Source organism: Pseudomonas sp. AC463, assembly GCF_979253585.1.
In genome coordinates, this window is sequence record NZ_CEEDDZ010000011.1 from 149,607 (window position 1) to 164,588 (window position 14,982).

Here is a 14,982-nt window from a genome sequence, read left to right on the forward strand (position 1 = left end):
TATTAAACGACCGTAGCCCAACCATGCCCCAGACCCTTCCCCCACACGTCACTATTATCGGCGGCGGCCCAGCCGGGCTGATGGCCGCTGAAGTCTTGAGCCTGGCGGGCGTGCGGGTCGACCTCTACGACGGCATGCCCTCGGTGGGGCGTAAATTCCTGCTGGCCGGTGTGGGCGGCATGAACATTACCCATTCCGAGGCGTACCCGGCGTTTCTCTCGCGCTACGCCGAACGCGCGCCGCACATGGCGCCGTTGCTGCGTAGCTTTGGGGCCGACGCCTTGTGCGAATGGATCCACGGGTTAGGGATCGAGACCTTTGTCGGCACCTCCGGCCGGGTGTTTCCTACCGATATGAAAGCCGCCCCGCTGCTGCGCGCCTGGCTCAAGCGCCTGCGCGACCAGGGCGTGGTTATCCACACCCGCCATCGGTGGACCGGCTGGAATGCCAACGGCGAGTTACTTATCCACAGCCCCGACGGCGAAAAAACTATCCACAGCGATGCGGTGCTGCTGGCCCTGGGCGGCGGCAGTTGGTCGCGCCTGGGTTCCGATGGTGCCTGGCTCAAACTGCTGGAGGATCGCGGCGTGCCTTATGCGCGGCTGCAACCGAGCAACTGTGGCTTCGAGGTGTCGGCCTGGAGCGAACTGATGGTCAGCAAATTCGCCGGGGCGCCGCTGAAAAACGTCGCCATCGGGCTGGGCGACGATAGACCTCGGCTCGGCGAATGCGTGGTCACGGCCACCGGCATCGAAGGCAGCCTGATCTATGCACTGTCGGCGCCGATTCGTGAAGCGATCAACCGCGATGGCGCGGCCATCGTGCATATCGACCTGTTGCCGAGCAAGCCGTTGGACAAGGTGCAGGCGGCGCTGGCCAAGCCACGCGGGTCGCGCTCGATGAGCAAGCATTTGCACAGCCAGTTGGGTTTGGATGGGGTCAAGGCCGCGCTGTTGCGCGAGTTGGCGCCGGCGGAACATTTCAATGATCCGGCCCAGTTGGCGGTGGATATCAAGGCGTTGCCGCTGACCCTGGTGAAAACCCGGCCGATGGATGAGGCGATCAGCACCGCCGGCGGCGTGCCGTTTGAGGCGCTGGATGAGCGCTTGATGCTCAAGCAGTTGCCGGGGGTGTTTTGTGCGGGCGAGATGCTGGATTGGGAAGCGCCGACCGGTGGGTATTTGCTGACGGGGTGTTTTGCCAGTGGCAGAGCGGCTGGGCGGGGGATGGTGGAGTGGCTTAAGGGTTGAGATTTTGTGGTGAATGTTAAGCCGCCATCGGGGGCAAGCCCCCTCCCACAATTTTGACCGTGTGAACCCGATCAAATGTGGGAGGGGGCTTGCCCCCGATAGTGCCATCAGCCACACCGCAAATTACTTCTTCTTACGCGGCCCAGTATTAAACACCGGCACCTTACGCACCGGCTTGATCGAAGGCTCCGACGGCGCCACCTCACCGCTGTCCACCCACTTACCCAGGTTGCGCTTACCGCCACCACCCCCGGATGCTTTAGGCTTCTTCGGCTTTTTCGGCTTCTTCACCACCTGCCCGCTGGCATCGGTTTCCGGCACGCGGTGTTCCGGTTCGAAATCCTGTTCCATGTGGCGGGTCAAGGTCTGACGCGTGAGCATCTCGATGGCCGACAGCATGTTCACTTCATCGGCGCACACCAGGGAAATCGCCTCACCAGTGTTGCCCGCACGCCCGGTACGGCCGATACGGTGGATGTAGTCCTCGGCCACAATCGGCAGGTCGAAGTTGACCACCATCGGCAAGTCTTCGATATCCAGGCCGCGGGCCGCCACGTCGGTGGCCACCAGGATCTGCACGTCGCTGCTCTTGAAGCGGTCCAGCGCACGTTGGCGCGTGGCTTGTGGCTTGTCGCCATGGATGCCGTCGGCGTTGATGCCCAGGCCCTGCAACTTATCCACCAGCGCGTCCACGCCGTTACGGGTCTTGGCGAACACCAGCACCTGCTTCCAGCGGCCTTTGCGCATCAGGTGCACAAACAGCTCGGCCTTGCGCTTCTTGTCGACCGGCACCACCCATTGCTTCACGGTGTTGGCGGCGACGTTGCGCGGGCTCACTTCAATGCTCAGCGGGTCGTTGAGCATCTGCCCGGCCAGCGTGCGGATTTCATCGGAGAAGGTCGCGGAGAACAGCAGGGTCTGGCGCTTTTTCGGCAGCATGCGGTAGATGTTCGCCAGCTCTTCGGAGAAGCCCAGGTCGAGCATGCGGTCGGCTTCGTCCAGCACCAGGGTTTGCAACTGGTTGAGTTTCAGCGCGTTCTGGCGGAACAGATCGATCAGCCGGCCCGGGGTGGCGACCAGAATGTCGACGCCCTTGCGCAGCTTCATCATCTGCGGGTTGATGCTCACGCCGCCGTACACCGCGTAGGTGGTGAGCGGCAGGTTTTGTGCGTACTCGGCGACGCTGGCGTGAACCTGCTCGGCCAGCTCGCGGGTCGGGCACAGGATCAGCGCGCGCGCCGAGTTGGCGGCGACTTTCGGCCCTTCCATGGTCAGCAGTTGCAGCAGCGGCAAGGCGAAACCGGCGGTTTTACCGGTGCCGGTCTGGGCCGCAGCCATCAGGTCGCGTCCGGCCAGCACCGCCGGAATGGCTTGCGCCTGCACTGGCGTCGGGGTCTGGTAGCCAAGCGTCTCAAGGGCGCGCAGCAAGGGTTCGATCAGGCCAAGGGTGGCGAAAGTCATGTAGTTACCGTAGGGAAAATTCGGCGCACAGCGCGTAATGCGCGGCAGTTTACCTTATTTCCGGCTTGGGCTTGCGCCACTGAGGCAGGCTGATCAGCAGCACCGCGCTGATAATCACCAGCATCGCCAGGGATTCTTCCAGGCCGATGGTCTCGCCGATAAACACAATCCCCAGCAACACCGCCACCGCCGGGTTGACGTAGGCATAACTGGTCGCCGCCGCCGGGCGTACGTGCTTGAGCAGGTACATATAGGCATTGAAGGCGATGATCGAGCCGAACACGGCCAGATAGGCCAGGGCCAGCCAGCCTTCCAGCGGCGGCATTGCTTGCAGGTGTTCGCCGGTGAGCGCACTGGCGATCAGCAGCGTGACGCCGGCCACCAGCATTTCCGCCGCGCTGGCCATGGCACCCGGCGGCAGCGGCAGGCGGCGGCTCCACACCGAGCCAAACGCCCACGAAGCGGCGGCGAACAGCAGCAACGCCGCGCCCATCGGGCTCGATTGCAAGGTGCTGCCCATATTCAGCATGGCAATGCCGACCATCCCCAGGATCACCCCGGCCCATTCCAGCCGGGTATTGCGCGCGCCCCAGAAGTAGCCACACAGCAAGGTAAACAGCGGCACCGTCGCCACCGCCAGCGCCGCCACGCCGGACGACACCCCGGTGTGCTCGGCCACACTCACCGCGCCGTTACCGAAGGTCAGCAGCAAAATGCCGATCTTGGCCGCCGCCTTCCACTGCTCCCAGGTCGGCGCCGGCGCCCCACGCCAGCGCAAAAAGCCATACATCGCCGCGCCCGCCAGCAGAAAGCGAATCCCGCCCAGCATCAGCGGCGGCCAGTACTCCACGCCGATGCGGATCACCAGGTAGGTGGAACCCCAAATCACATACAACGCAAAAAAGGCGGCGATCAACGGTAAGGGAAAGCGACGTGGGCCAGGCATTGGGCAGCTCTAAGGCAGAGATAAGAGAGGCTTATTCTAAAAAGGCAGGTGCTTAAACATAAGTTACAAAACCTGTTTAAACCGCCGGTACACTTTTCAAAGCATGGTTATGAAGGCTATAAACCGTTGTTTCGAAAGCCACGTGCTACTGGAGCCTTATCATGGACAAATACGACCGCATGCTCCTCAGCGCCCTGCTCGAAGACGGCCGCGCGTCCTACGCGCAACTGGCCCGCAAGGTAAACCTCTCCGCCCCCGCCGTGGCCGAGCGCGTGGCCAAGCTGGAAGCCAGCGGAGTGATCACCGGCTATCAGGCCAAGGTGGACTTGTCCAAAGTGGGGTTGCCGATCCAATGCGTGATTGAGTTGCGCCTGACCAACCACGGCAGCCAAAAGGTGTACGACGCCCTGGCGGAAATCCCCGAACTGACCGAATGCCACCGAGTGACCGGTGATCCGTGCGTGATCATGCAAGCGGCAGTGGGCTCGATGCCGGAGTTGGAGAATTTGATTAACCGGATTGCGAAGTTTGGGTTCAGCAAGACGTCGATCATCTTGTCGAGCGCGATAGAGCGGCGGGTGCCGTTGGGGCAGTTGGCAGGCAATGGGAAAAGTGCTGGCTGACCCACCGCCATCGGGGGCAAGTCGAATCGTCGCACCGCCCCTCCCACATTTAGAGCTTCATTGATCTTGAGAACGCGCTCGGGGTCAGAACCCGCGATGCTTCTTCAGATGCTCATTGATTTTCGCCGCCGGCACTTTCTGCAGGGTGCACAGCAGGTCGTGGGACAGCTCGCGCAGGCCATGGGTACCGCGCAGTTCCTGGGCCAGGTGCGCGGTGAGGTTGGCGGCCATTTCCGCATCCGCCATGGCCCGGTGGGCCTGGCCGGTATGGGGCAGCTTTGCGAATGAATTCAACGTGCCGAGTTTGTGGTTGGGCGCAGCCGGCATGAGGCGGCGGGCCAGGAGCAGGGAGCAGGCGAATTTCTGCAGGCGGGTGCGGCGGATCAGGCCGAGCTCAAAGTCCCAGAATTTCTGGTCGAACGCGGCGTTGTGGGCCAGCAGGGGGGTGGTGCCGACAAATTCGTTTACTTCGTTCATCACCCGCTCGGCCGGCGGCGCGCTGCGCAGCATGGCGTTGCTGATGCCGGTGAGCTGTTCGATAAAACCCGGCACGCGCACGCCGGTCTTCATCAGGCTCTGGTAGCGGTCCACGATCTGGCCACGCTCGAGGATGACCACGGCGATTTCCGTGGCGCGGCAGTGGCTGCTCGGGGTGATGCCGGTGGTTTCAAAGTCGATGACCGCTATACGTTCCAAACCTGTTCCAACTCCGTCTTAAAAAATCTATTTGAGCAGCAACGCGCCTTCAATCGGCACGTAGCGGCTGGCGGCGCGTATCAGCGAATTGGCGGTCAGCCCCGGCACGCCATAGGCCACGGCTTCAACGCCGTGCTTGTGGATGATGCGGTCGAGCAGCATGTCAAAATCACCGTCGCCGGAGGCCAGCACTATTTCGTCAACGTGGTCGGCGGCGTCCATGATGTCGATGGTGATGCCCACGTCCCAGTCGCCCTTGGCCGAACCGTCGCTGCGCTGGATGTAGGGTTTGAGTTTTACCGTAAAGCCCAGGTTGCGCAGGATCTGCTGGAACTGCTGCTGCTTGCTGTCGCCACGGTCGATGGCATACGCGTACGCCTCGACGATCTGCCCGCGCGAACTGATGTCAGCCCACAACGCGGCATAGTTGAAGTGGCAGCCATAGGCTTGGCGGACGGTGTAGTAGAGGTTTTGTACATCGGCGAACACTGCAATTTTCTTCACCGCACTTCCTCATGACAGCCAGGCGCCTGGGCCCGGAAAGGGTGCCAGTATGCCAGCCGCAGGGGCGTTTCCGGGAAAAATCAGACCGGGGCGACGAAGCGCCCCGGGCCGGGAGGGTCAGACGAAGGAATCGTCGTCGCCGAAGGAAGAGGAATCGTCGGAATAGTCGCTGTCGGCGAAGCTGTCCGAGTTGTTGCCGCCCCAGTTGTCATTGCCGGCAAATTTCTGGTCGTCGTTGCCCCAGTTGCCATTGTCACTGGCAGGCGCCGGCTCTTCGCGGATGATTTCTTCCACCACTTGCGGCTGCTGCGAGTTGTGGTTGAACAGGCTGCTGATGCCTTCGGCCAGCAACACACCACCGGCCACGCCGGCTGCGGTTTTCATCGCGCCGCCAAGGAAGCCACTGCCCACCGGAGCGGCGGCGGGTTGTTGGGGCTGTTGATAGTTTTGCTGTGGCGCAGGCTGGCCACTGAACCCAGGCCGCGTCGGTTCACGCCAGCCGCCGCCCGAATTGCTTGGCGACGGTTGCGGATCACGGGAAGCGCCGCCACCAAAGATGCTCGACAGGAACCCACCGCTGCTCGCCGGAGCCGCCGGCGCGGACTTGGCCCGCTGCAACTCATCCTGCAACTGCTGAATCTGCTGCGCCTGCTCTTTGTTCTGCGCGTCCAGGCTTTTAAGCGCGTGTTCCTGCACCAGGATCGACTGGGTCATGTAGTACCCGGCCGCCGGTTGGCGAGTCATGTGCTCCTTGATCCGCGCTTCTGCTTGCGCATCGCGGGGGGCTGAGTCCGTTTCGGCTTGCTGCAACCGTGAAAACAGTCCATCGATCAGGGTTTGCTCTTCGCTGTTCATGGCGACCTCGTTAGATTGCCGGTAGAAATCGTGGTCCCGCCTGGGATCAGGCTTGGGTACGTGGGTAGTTATGGGGGTGTTACCAGTTGTTTCAATGGTCTTTACTCAAGGTTTACGTTTGCGCCGCCGGGACCGTGATCGGTTAAAGTGTCGCCCTTGTTTCCAGGCCTGCGATGAACCTGATGAATCCGTTAGACGTACTGCGCGACTCTTTCCGTTTTACCCGGAGCAACCTGGGCGCCATCGTTCAGCTGTGCCTGCCGTTGGTGGTCCTCGAAGCCTTTCTGCAACAGATTCTGGAGCACACGCTGGGCACGGATGCGTTTCCCGGTTACAGCGTGGTCGTGGGTTTATTGGTGTACCCGCTGTACACCGGCGCGCTGATTCTGTTTCTCGACGCACGCACCCGTGGCGAGTCGCCGCGCACCAAGGATGTGTGGGCGCTGGCCCTGACCCTGTGGCCGCGTTTCGCCCTGCTGACGGCCATGAGCACCTTGCTGATCCTGCTGGGGCTGTCGATCTACTTCCTGCCGGGCCTGTGGCTGATGGTGGTGCTGGCGTTTGCCGAGTATCTGCTGGTGCTGCGCGGCATGCCGGCGCTGGAGGCGATGAAGGAGAGTTTTCGCCTGACCCGTGGGCATTTCTGGCGAATCCTGGTGTGCCTGCTGTGCGTGATGACGCCGCTGTGGCTGCTTAAAGGCGCGAGCGTCGCGGCCTATCCCAACCCGGCGCCGTTGCTGGGGCTGTTGATGGACAGCGTGCATAGCTTCCTGCAACTGTTTACCAGTGTGGTGCTGTTCCGTTTATTCATGTTGATCGGTGGCGATGCCGACGCGCGGTGATATGCTCCGCACCACTTCTGAAACGCCATAAGCCGAGCCGATGACCCGTTTATTGCGCATGACCTTGCTGGGCCTGCTGATCGTTGCAGGCCTGCTCACGGCACTGATCTACAGCCTGACCTGGCGCCCCGAGCCCAAGCAGACCCTGGCGGTGAGCTGCGTGGCGCCACGCGCGCCGACCCTGCTGCCGGGGCAGGCGCTCAAGGTGATGACCTGGAACGTGCAATACCTGGCCGGTAAAAACTACGTGTTCTGGTACGACACCGCCGACGGCAGCGGCGCGGACGAGCGCCCCACCGTGGAAGACATGGCCGCCAGCCTCGACGAAGTGGCGCGGGTGATTCGCGACGAACAACCCGACATCCTGCTGTTGCAGGAACTCGACGAAAACGCCAAGCCTTCCCACTACCAGGACCAGCTGGCACTGCTCCAGGAGCGCCTGGTCGACCTCTACCCCTGCAGCGCCGAGGCCTTCGACTGGAAAGCCGACTTCGTGCCCGACCGGCATATCTTCGGCAGCGTCGGCCGCAAGCTGGCAACCCTGAGCCGCTACCAGATCGAACACGCCGAGCGCCTGCAATTGCCGGCCCCGGATGCGAATTTCATCAGCCGCCAATTCCAGCCCAAACCTGCGTTGCTGCTGACCTACCTGCCACTGAGCGATGGCGGCCAACTGGCGGTGCTCAACACCCGCCTGGACGGCGGCGCCCCTGGCCGCAGCGCAGTGCAGGAGCAGGTGCAAACCACGGTCAAGCTGCTGGATAAATTCGAAGGCCGCGGCACGCCCTGGCTGATCGGCGGCGATTTCAACCTGTTGCCGCTGGGGCAATTCCTGCGCCTGGACGCCGGCAAACGCGGGCAGTATTCGCCGGACAGCGAGCTGCACCTGCTGTGGGACAAATACCCGATGATCCCGAGCAACAGCGAATCCAGCGGCATCGACCGCGCGAAATGGCTGACCCACTTCCCCAACGACCCGAGCCTCGATGGCCCGGATCGCACCCTTGATTACCTGTTCTACAGCCCGCGCATCAAGCGCGTGGAAGCCAAGGTGCGCCAGGACGACACGCTGCGCATCTCCAACCATTTGCCGGTGGTTGCGCGCTTCCTGTTACCCCCCGCGCAGTAATTTTTAATTGTCCCCGCACAGGGGACAATTATTCTCATTTCAGCCTAATTGTCGCTCATTCGATTAGGCCGTAAATTCACTCCCAAGCCAGCACGCAGACAGCCAGACGCGCTGAAGCGGCCTCCCCATTCCACTACTTAAAATGAGCGCAAACGACATGAACACTTTCAAAAAAGCCCTGACCGCCACCCTCCTCGCCCTGTCCATCGGCAGCGCCTACGCCGCCGACACCGCCGTGCCGGAACACCAGACCCAGGCGTTCCTCAACGCCCTGGCCGCCGGCGGTGGCCGCCCCCTGGAGCAACTGAGCCCCAAGGACGCCCGGGCCGTCCTGACCGGCGCGCAGAACTCGGTGAAAGTCGACATGTCGGGCATCCAGGTCAGCGACAAGACCATCCAGGCCGACGGCCAGAGCATCAAGCTGACCATCGTGCGCCCCGCCAACGTCAAGGGTGAGCTGCCGGTGTTCATGTTCTTCCACGGTGGCGGCTGGGTGCTCGGCGACTACCCGACCCACGCCCGCCTGATCCGCGACCTGGTGGTCGGCTCCGGCGCCGTCGCGGTGTATGTGGACTACACGCCGTCGCCGGAAGCGCACTACCCGACCGCGATCAACCAGGCCTACGCCGCCACCCGCTGGGTGGCCGAGCACGGCAAAGAGATCAACGTCGATGGCAGCCGCCTGGCAGTAGCCGGCAACAGTGTCGGCGGCAACATGGCCGCAGTGGTTGCGCTGAAAGCCAAGGAGCAGAACACGCCGAAACTGCGCTTCCAACTGCTGCTGTGGCCGGTGACCGACGCCAGTTTCGATACCCCGTCGTACAAGCAATACGCCGAAGGCCACTTCCTGACCAAAAACATGATGAGCTGGTTCTGGGACAGCTACACCACCGACGCCAAGCAACGCGCCGAGATCTACGCCTCGCCGCTGCGCGCCACCAACGCCCAACTGACCGGCCTGCCACCGGCGCTGGTGCAAACCGCTGGCCTGGACGTGCTGCGCGATGAAGGCGAAGCCTATGCCCGCAAGCTGGACGCGGCCGGTGTGGACGTGACGGCGGTGCGCTACAACGGGATGATCCATGACTATGGCTTGCTCAACCCGCTGAGCAATATCCCGGAAGTTAAAGCCGCGATGCGCCAGGCGGCGGGTGAGTTGAAGGCTCACTTGAACTGATTTACTGGCAATAACTTTGGAATATGTAATGTGGGAGGGGGCTTGCCCCCGATGGCAGTGTGTCAGCCGGTACATCTGGTGACTGACGCTCCGCTATCGGGGGCAAGCCCCCTCCCACATTACTTTCGCGGTTTGATCCGGGCAGTCGGCTCGGCAATCAACGGATCATCCGGCCAGTAATGCTTGGGGTATCTACCCTTCAGATCCTTCTTCACCTCGGCGTAGGTACTGCGCCAGAAATTCGCCAGATCCTGCGTCACCTGCACCGGCCGCCGCGCCGGGGACAGCAGGTGCAGCTTCACCACCTGACGCCCGCCGGCAATGCGTGGCGTATCCGCCAACCCGAACAACTCCTGCAAACGCACCGCCAGAATCGGCGGCTGCTCGCTGTAGTCCAACCGCACACTTGAACCCGACGGCACTTTCACGTGCTGCGGCGCCAGCTCATCCAGGCGCTGGGGCAGCGGCCAAGGCAGCAGGTTGTGCAGGAAGCTGGAAATATCCAAATTCGAAAAATGGCTCAGCCGCGAGACTTTGCCCAGGTAGGGCATCAGCCAGTGTTCGAGGCTGGCGAGCAAGGCGCTGTCGCTGAGGTCGGGCCATTCGCTGGTGTTGCCGGCGTCCAGCTGGCGCAACAGCATCACGCGTGATTGCCATTGGCGCAGCTCGGGGGTCCAAGGCAGCAACTCCAGGCCTTTGCGCCGTACCAAATTGACCAGCGCCTGGCTGCGCGCGGCTTCGTCGAGGCCGGTGAGGGGTTCGCGGCTGAGCACCAGCTCGCCAACTTTGCGCTGGCGCTCGGCGCGCAGCACGCCTTCGCGCTCGTCCCAATCCAGTTGGTCAACGTTGCGCACTTGTTCGGCGAGTACCGTGTCGAACAGCGCCGGGTCAAAATCCGCCGCCAGGTAGATGCGTTCTTCACGCTGGCCCTGGCGGCTGCCGAGGTCGGCGATCACCAGCCACGCCTGTTTCATCAGGCTGTCGGCCTCGGCGAACAGCGCCGCGCGGCCATTGGCCAGGCGGTATTCGGCGCCACCGGGGCGGCGTTGCTGGGCGACGCGGTCCGGGTAGGCCAGCGCCAGCAAGGCGCCGAGCCAGCGCGGGTGATCGGGGTCGGCCACGGCGTGGGTGGCCTTGCCTCTTAAATAGCCGCGATATTGCCGCGCCAGTTGCTTGGCCCGCTGCACGCCGCCCTGGGTACCGCGCGCACGTTCTTCTCCGGACAGCAGCGCCAGACGGCTGTGCAGATCGGCGCCACCGCCGCGCAAGATATCGCGCTCGCCCAATAACGCCGCGACATCACAGGCGGTGTTCGCCAAGCCCAGGTCCTGACCGCGCAGCAGCAAGTGTGCGATACGCGGATGGGCCGGCAGCTCGGCCATTTTCTGGCCGTGGGTGGTGAGTTTGTCTTCAGTTAATGCACCGAGGCGCACCAGCAAATCCTGGGCCTGGGCATACGCGGCGGCGGGTGGAATATCCAGCCACACGAGCTGGGTAGGCGTGACGCCCCAACGCGCCAGTTGCAGGGCTAAACCTGCGAGGTCGGCAGCGAGGATCTCTGCACTGCCATAGGCGGCCAGGCCTTCATGCTGGTCTTCGGACCACAGGCGATAACACACCCCCGGCTCCAGGCGCCCTGCCCGGCCGGCACGTTGGGTGGCGCTGGCGCGGGAGATGCGCTGGGTGTCGAGGCGGGTCATGCCGCTGCCGGGGTCGAAACGCGGTACGCGCGCCAGCCCGGCGTCGATCACCACGCGCACGCCGTTGATGGTCAGGCTGGTTTCGGCAATGTTGGTGGCGAGCACCACTTTGCGTTTACCGACGGGCGCCGGGTCGATGGCGGCGCGCTGGGCGTTGAGGTCCAGTTCGCCATGCAGCGGGCACAGCAACACGTCAGCGCGATCACCCAGGGCGTCAGCCAGTTGCTGGTTGACCCGGCGAATCTCGGCCTGCCCGGGTAGGAAAACCAGCACGCTGCCGCTTTCGTCATGCAGGGCTTCGAGGATGGTTTGCACCACGCGTGGCTCGATAAAGTCCCCGGCCTGGTACGGCCGACCCCAGCGCATCTGCACCGGGAACATGCGCCCCTCGCTGCGCAGGATCGGCGCGTCGTCCAGCAGCGCGGCCAGGCGTTCGCCTTCGAGGGTGGCGGACATCAGCAGGATTTTCAGCGGCTGCTCGTCGCGAAACAGGTCGCGGCCGTTTAGGCTCAGGGCCAGCGCCAGGTCGGCGTCGAGGCTGCGCTCGTGAAATTCATCGAAGATCAGCAAGCCCACGCCGTCCAGCGCCGGGTCGTCCTGCAGGCGGCGGGTGAGGATGCCTTCGGTGACCACTTCAATGCGCGTGTTGGGGCCGACTTTACTGTCCAGGCGGATGCGATAACCGACGGTTTCACCGACCTTTTCCCCCAGCTCACTGGCCAGCCGCTCGGCGGCCGCACGCGCAGCCAGGCGCCGCGGTTCGAGCATCAGGATGGTCTGCCCGGCCAGCCACGGCTCATTCAACAAGGCCAGGGGCACGCGGGTGGTTTTACCGGCGCCGGGCGGCGCTTCCAGCACGGCTTCATGGCGAATCGCCAAGGCGTCACGCAGGGCGGGTAAAACATCATCGATCGGCAACGAATTCATACTGGCTCCAAAGCAGAGCGGCGAGTATAACGGCGAACTGCCGGATGCCGACGCTGGTCTCAATGGCAGTGCGATATAGTCGCGTATCAACCGTGTTCAGGAGAGTCTTCATGCGTATTGCTTCCCGTGTCATCGGCAGCGTTCTGGCCGTCACCCTGCTGAGCCAGCTCACGGCCTGCGGGTCGATTTTCTACCCCGACCGCCGTGGCCAGATCGACGGCAAGATCGACCCGACCATCGCCGTGCTCGACGCCGTGGGCCTGCTGTTCTATGTGATTCCTGGCCTGATCGCGTTTGGGGTGGACTTCGCCACCGGCGCCATCTACTTCGAACCGGGCAAGACCGCCCAGGTCGCGCCGGAAAAACTCCAGGAAGCCATCGGCGCCGACGGTAAGGTCGATAACGCCAAGCTGCAAACCATCATCCAGAAAGAAACCGGGCGCACCCTGCCGCTGGACGACCCGCGCATGATCCAGTTCAAGGGCAGCGTGCAACAACTCGCGTCTCTGGGCCTGCAACCCGCCGCTTAAGGACTGCCCATGACCAGCAGTCCCGAACACGCACGGCTTCTGCGCCTGGCCACCCGCGCGTCGGTGGGTGTGGCCTGTGTGTTGATTGTGACCAAGGCCATCGCTTGGTGGCTCAGTGGCTCGGTGAGCATGCTCGCCGGGTTGACCGACTCACTGCTCGACGGCGTGACCTCGCTGCTGAACCTGCTGGCGGTGCACTACGCGCTGCGCCCCGCCGATGACGATCACCGTTACGGGCATGGCAAGGCGGAATCGCTGTCGGGCATGGCCCAGGCATTGTTTATCGGCGGCAGTGCGGTGTTGATCGCGTTCCAGGCCTATGACCGCCTGCAACACCCCGAGCCTGTCGGCGCGCCGTGGTTGAGCATTGGCGTGATCGTGTCCTCCCTGGTGCTGACCGTAGCGCTGCTGATGCTGCAACACCGGGTGGTGCGCGAAACCGGCTCCAACGCGGTGCGCGCGGATTCGCTGCACTACCGCTCCGACTTGATGCTCAACGGCAGTATTTTGGTGGCGCTGGTGCTGGCGGGCTTCGGTTTCAATCAGGTGGATGCGTGGTTCGGTTTGGGGATTGCCGCCTACATCTTGTGGAGCGCAATCCAGATCGCCCGGGAAAGCTTCGCGGTATTGATGGATGAGGAACTGCCTCCGGACGTGAGCCAGCACATGCTGGAACTGGCGCGGGGCGTACCGGGGGTGCTGGGCGCGCATGATTTGCGCACGCGGATTTCCGGCAGCCACTGGTTTGTGCAGCTGCATCTGGAGTTGCCGGGGGAATTGACCCTGTCAGTGGCGCACGGCATCAGCGACCAGGCCGCCGATGCCATTCATCAAGCCTACCCGCGCGCCGAAGTGCTGGTGCACGCCGACCCGCGGGAAGTGGTCACGGGCACCAAGACCTAGTACTGGACCTGATAGCCGCGACTGCTCAGGCAGTTGCCCTGGGCCTGGCGGTAGGTTTGCACCACCGCCGGGTCTGGTGCGTAGGTGACCGCCTGCGGGTCGAAGCCGCTTTGCTGCACTGCCCAGCGATAACAGTCATAGCCGTCCTGCTGCACCTGGGCCGGTGATTGGCCGTTGGCGGGATAGGCCACCACGTCATAGCCATTGCCTTGCGGGGCTGGCGGCTCGGGCACCTGGGTCGGCGGTTGCACCACCACGTACTGCTGGCTGCTGGTTTCGTAGGTGTAATAGGCGCCGGCAGCGAGGAAGAACAATGCGCTGCCGACCCATACTTCGCGCGCGTAGTCCGGCAGGTATTGCACGCGGATGCCATACGGCGGGCGCACTACGACATAACGCGGGCCTTGCGGGCGATACCAGTAGCCGCCGGAGAAGAAGTAATCCTGGCCACGGTAAGGCACGCGGTAATTGCGGTCGGGGAAACGGTCGATGGTGTAGCCAGGGCGATATTGCGGGCCCGGGCCCCAGCCATTGCCATGCCCGTCGGGGCGGCCCGGCCAGCGATTGTCGCCTGGGTGGTGGTTGTTATAACCGCCGCCATTGTTGCCAGGGCGCGAGCCCGGGCCGCCGGCTTCCCAATGCTGGTTGCCATCATTGCGGCGCGGGATATCGCGGTAGTTGCCCTGGCGTGGTTCCTGGGTCTGGCGCACGGTATCCGGGCGGCCCTGGATCGGCAGGTTATTCGACGGTTGCACCTGAGGTTGCTGCACCGGTCGCGGCTGTTCATTGCCCTGCGGGCGACCTTGCCACTGGCCGCCACCGTTCTGGCCACCGCGGTCGAAATGCTGATTCTGTGGGCGTGGCTGGTTGTTCTCCGGGCGCGGCTGGTTGTTTTGTGGCCGCGGCTGGTTGTTCTCCGGGCGCGGCTGATTATTCTGTGGCCTTGGCTGATTGTTCTGCGGGCGCTGTGGCTGCCCGCCCTGCTCGCCTCTTTCATGCTGACCACCGCCCTCGGGGCGCGGTGCGTTATCACGCTCGTCGGCCATAACCTGCGCACCAACGGTGACCATCAGCAAACCTACACCTGCCAAACGCCAGATGCGCTTCATGCTATTCCTCACTGCGGATTAGGGCCTGTTCATGAGACTGGAAAAGCCGGGCCCGGTTCTCGCACAGGTTATCAGCAGGCAAAAGAAAAGGGGTGACCCGTCGGCCACCCCTTGAGAACTTCGTCCGTGCTCAACGCTTTTGGCGTTGGCTCACCTCACGCCGTCTTGTGGACAGTGTGCAGCCTGGAGGCCAACTCAACCCTGCTGGGGTGGCGGCCGCAGCCGGCCTGATTGGGCGAGCTGTAAGTGGACTGTTGTCCAGGCGGTGATTCTGTTGATAACGATACCCGCCAGCGCCCGACAGATGATTGCGAAGATTGCGTCAATAAA

General features: G+C 63.3%; 14 protein-coding genes. 7 read left to right on the forward strand and 7 right to left on the reverse strand.

Features of this window, described 5'->3' with window-relative positions:
- Window positions 1-23 precede the first annotated feature (23 nt).
- On the forward strand, window positions 24-1,250 hold the full coding sequence (locus tag AC0IYH_RS15950) for a TIGR03862 family flavoprotein (protein WP_471835068.1): 1,227 nt from the start codon (window positions 24-26) through the stop codon (window positions 1,248-1,250).
- 123 nt (window positions 1,251-1,373) lie between these two features.
- Here AC0IYH_RS15950 and AC0IYH_RS15955 read toward each other — a convergent pair whose 3' ends face one another.
- Both AC0IYH_RS15955 and yedA read right to left on the reverse strand, forming a co-directional pair.
- The gene (locus tag AC0IYH_RS15955) at window positions 1,374-2,711 is read right to left on the reverse strand and encodes a DEAD/DEAH box helicase (protein ID WP_116629360.1); all 1,338 of its coding nucleotides are present in this window, start codon (window positions 2,709-2,711) and stop codon (window positions 1,374-1,376) included.
- A gap of 49 nt (window positions 2,712-2,760) precedes the next feature.
- Window positions 2,761-3,657, reverse strand: a complete 897-nt coding sequence (gene yedA, locus AC0IYH_RS15960; protein WP_116629361.1) for a drug/metabolite exporter YedA — start codon at window positions 3,655-3,657, stop codon at window positions 2,761-2,763.
- 161 nt (window positions 3,658-3,818) lie between these two features.
- On the opposite strand from yedA, the gene AC0IYH_RS15965 reads away from it, so the two are divergent.
- Window positions 3,819-4,280 (forward strand): Lrp/AsnC family transcriptional regulator, encoded by a 462-nt coding sequence (locus tag AC0IYH_RS15965; protein WP_116629362.1) that lies wholly within the window; start codon window positions 3,819-3,821, stop codon window positions 4,278-4,280.
- Between the two features lie 84 nt (window positions 4,281-4,364).
- Here AC0IYH_RS15965 and AC0IYH_RS15970 read toward each other — a convergent pair whose 3' ends face one another.
- The 3 genes from AC0IYH_RS15970 to AC0IYH_RS15980 form a co-directional block, all read right to left on the reverse strand.
- Window positions 4,365-4,976, reverse strand: a complete 612-nt coding sequence (locus AC0IYH_RS15970) for a 3'-5' exonuclease (protein ID WP_116629366.1) — start codon at window positions 4,974-4,976, stop codon at window positions 4,365-4,367.
- A gap of 27 nt (window positions 4,977-5,003) precedes the next feature.
- Window positions 5,004-5,480, reverse strand: coding sequence for an NYN domain-containing protein (locus AC0IYH_RS15975; protein ID WP_024077544.1), 477 nt, complete (start codon window positions 5,478-5,480; stop codon window positions 5,004-5,006).
- 117 nt (window positions 5,481-5,597) lie between these two features.
- Complete coding sequence (locus AC0IYH_RS15980) at window positions 5,598-6,335, reverse strand: DUF2076 domain-containing protein (RefSeq protein ID WP_471835071.1); 738 nt, start codon at window positions 6,333-6,335, stop codon at window positions 5,598-5,600.
- A 182-nt stretch (window positions 6,336-6,517) separates the two neighbouring features.
- On the opposite strand from AC0IYH_RS15980, the gene AC0IYH_RS15985 reads away from it, so the two are divergent.
- From AC0IYH_RS15985 to AC0IYH_RS15995, 3 genes are all read left to right on the forward strand, one after another.
- Window positions 6,518-7,177 (forward strand): YciC family protein, encoded by a 660-nt coding sequence (locus tag AC0IYH_RS15985; protein WP_471835072.1) that lies wholly within the window; start codon window positions 6,518-6,520, stop codon window positions 7,175-7,177.
- 40 nt (window positions 7,178-7,217) lie between these two features.
- Window positions 7,218-8,306, forward strand: a complete 1,089-nt coding sequence (locus AC0IYH_RS15990; RefSeq protein WP_471835073.1) for an endonuclease/exonuclease/phosphatase family protein — start codon at window positions 7,218-7,220, stop codon at window positions 8,304-8,306.
- Between the two features lie 157 nt (window positions 8,307-8,463).
- Window positions 8,464-9,483 carry an alpha/beta hydrolase gene (locus AC0IYH_RS15995; RefSeq protein ID WP_471835074.1) on the forward strand — a complete coding sequence of 340 codons (1,020 nt, stop codon included), beginning with the start codon at window positions 8,464-8,466 and terminating at the stop codon, window positions 9,481-9,483.
- A 119-nt stretch (window positions 9,484-9,602) separates the two neighbouring features.
- On the opposite strand, the gene hrpB is transcribed toward AC0IYH_RS15995, so the two are convergent.
- Window positions 9,603-12,110 (reverse strand): ATP-dependent helicase HrpB, encoded by a 2,508-nt coding sequence (hrpB, locus tag AC0IYH_RS16000; RefSeq protein WP_471835075.1) that lies wholly within the window; start codon window positions 12,108-12,110, stop codon window positions 9,603-9,605.
- Window positions 12,111-12,220: 110 nt separating this feature from the next.
- On the opposite strand from hrpB, the gene AC0IYH_RS16005 reads away from it, so the two are divergent.
- Both AC0IYH_RS16005 and AC0IYH_RS16010 read left to right on the forward strand, forming a co-directional pair.
- The gene (locus AC0IYH_RS16005; protein WP_116629371.1) at window positions 12,221-12,640 is read left to right on the forward strand and encodes a polyribonucleotide nucleotidyltransferase; all 420 of its coding nucleotides are present in this window, start codon (window positions 12,221-12,223) and stop codon (window positions 12,638-12,640) included.
- A gap of 9 nt (window positions 12,641-12,649) precedes the next feature.
- Window positions 12,650-13,543 carry a cation diffusion facilitator family transporter gene (locus AC0IYH_RS16010; RefSeq protein WP_471835076.1) on the forward strand — a complete coding sequence of 298 codons (894 nt, stop codon included), beginning with the start codon at window positions 12,650-12,652 and terminating at the stop codon, window positions 13,541-13,543.
- On the opposite strand, the gene AC0IYH_RS16015 is transcribed toward AC0IYH_RS16010, so the two are convergent.
- Entirely contained in the window at window positions 13,540-14,652 is a 1,113-nt protein-coding gene (locus AC0IYH_RS16015) for a DUF6515 family protein (RefSeq protein WP_471835077.1), read from the reverse strand. The genes AC0IYH_RS16010 and AC0IYH_RS16015 overlap by 4 nt on opposite strands.
- Between the last annotated feature and the right edge of the window lie 330 nt (window positions 14,653-14,982).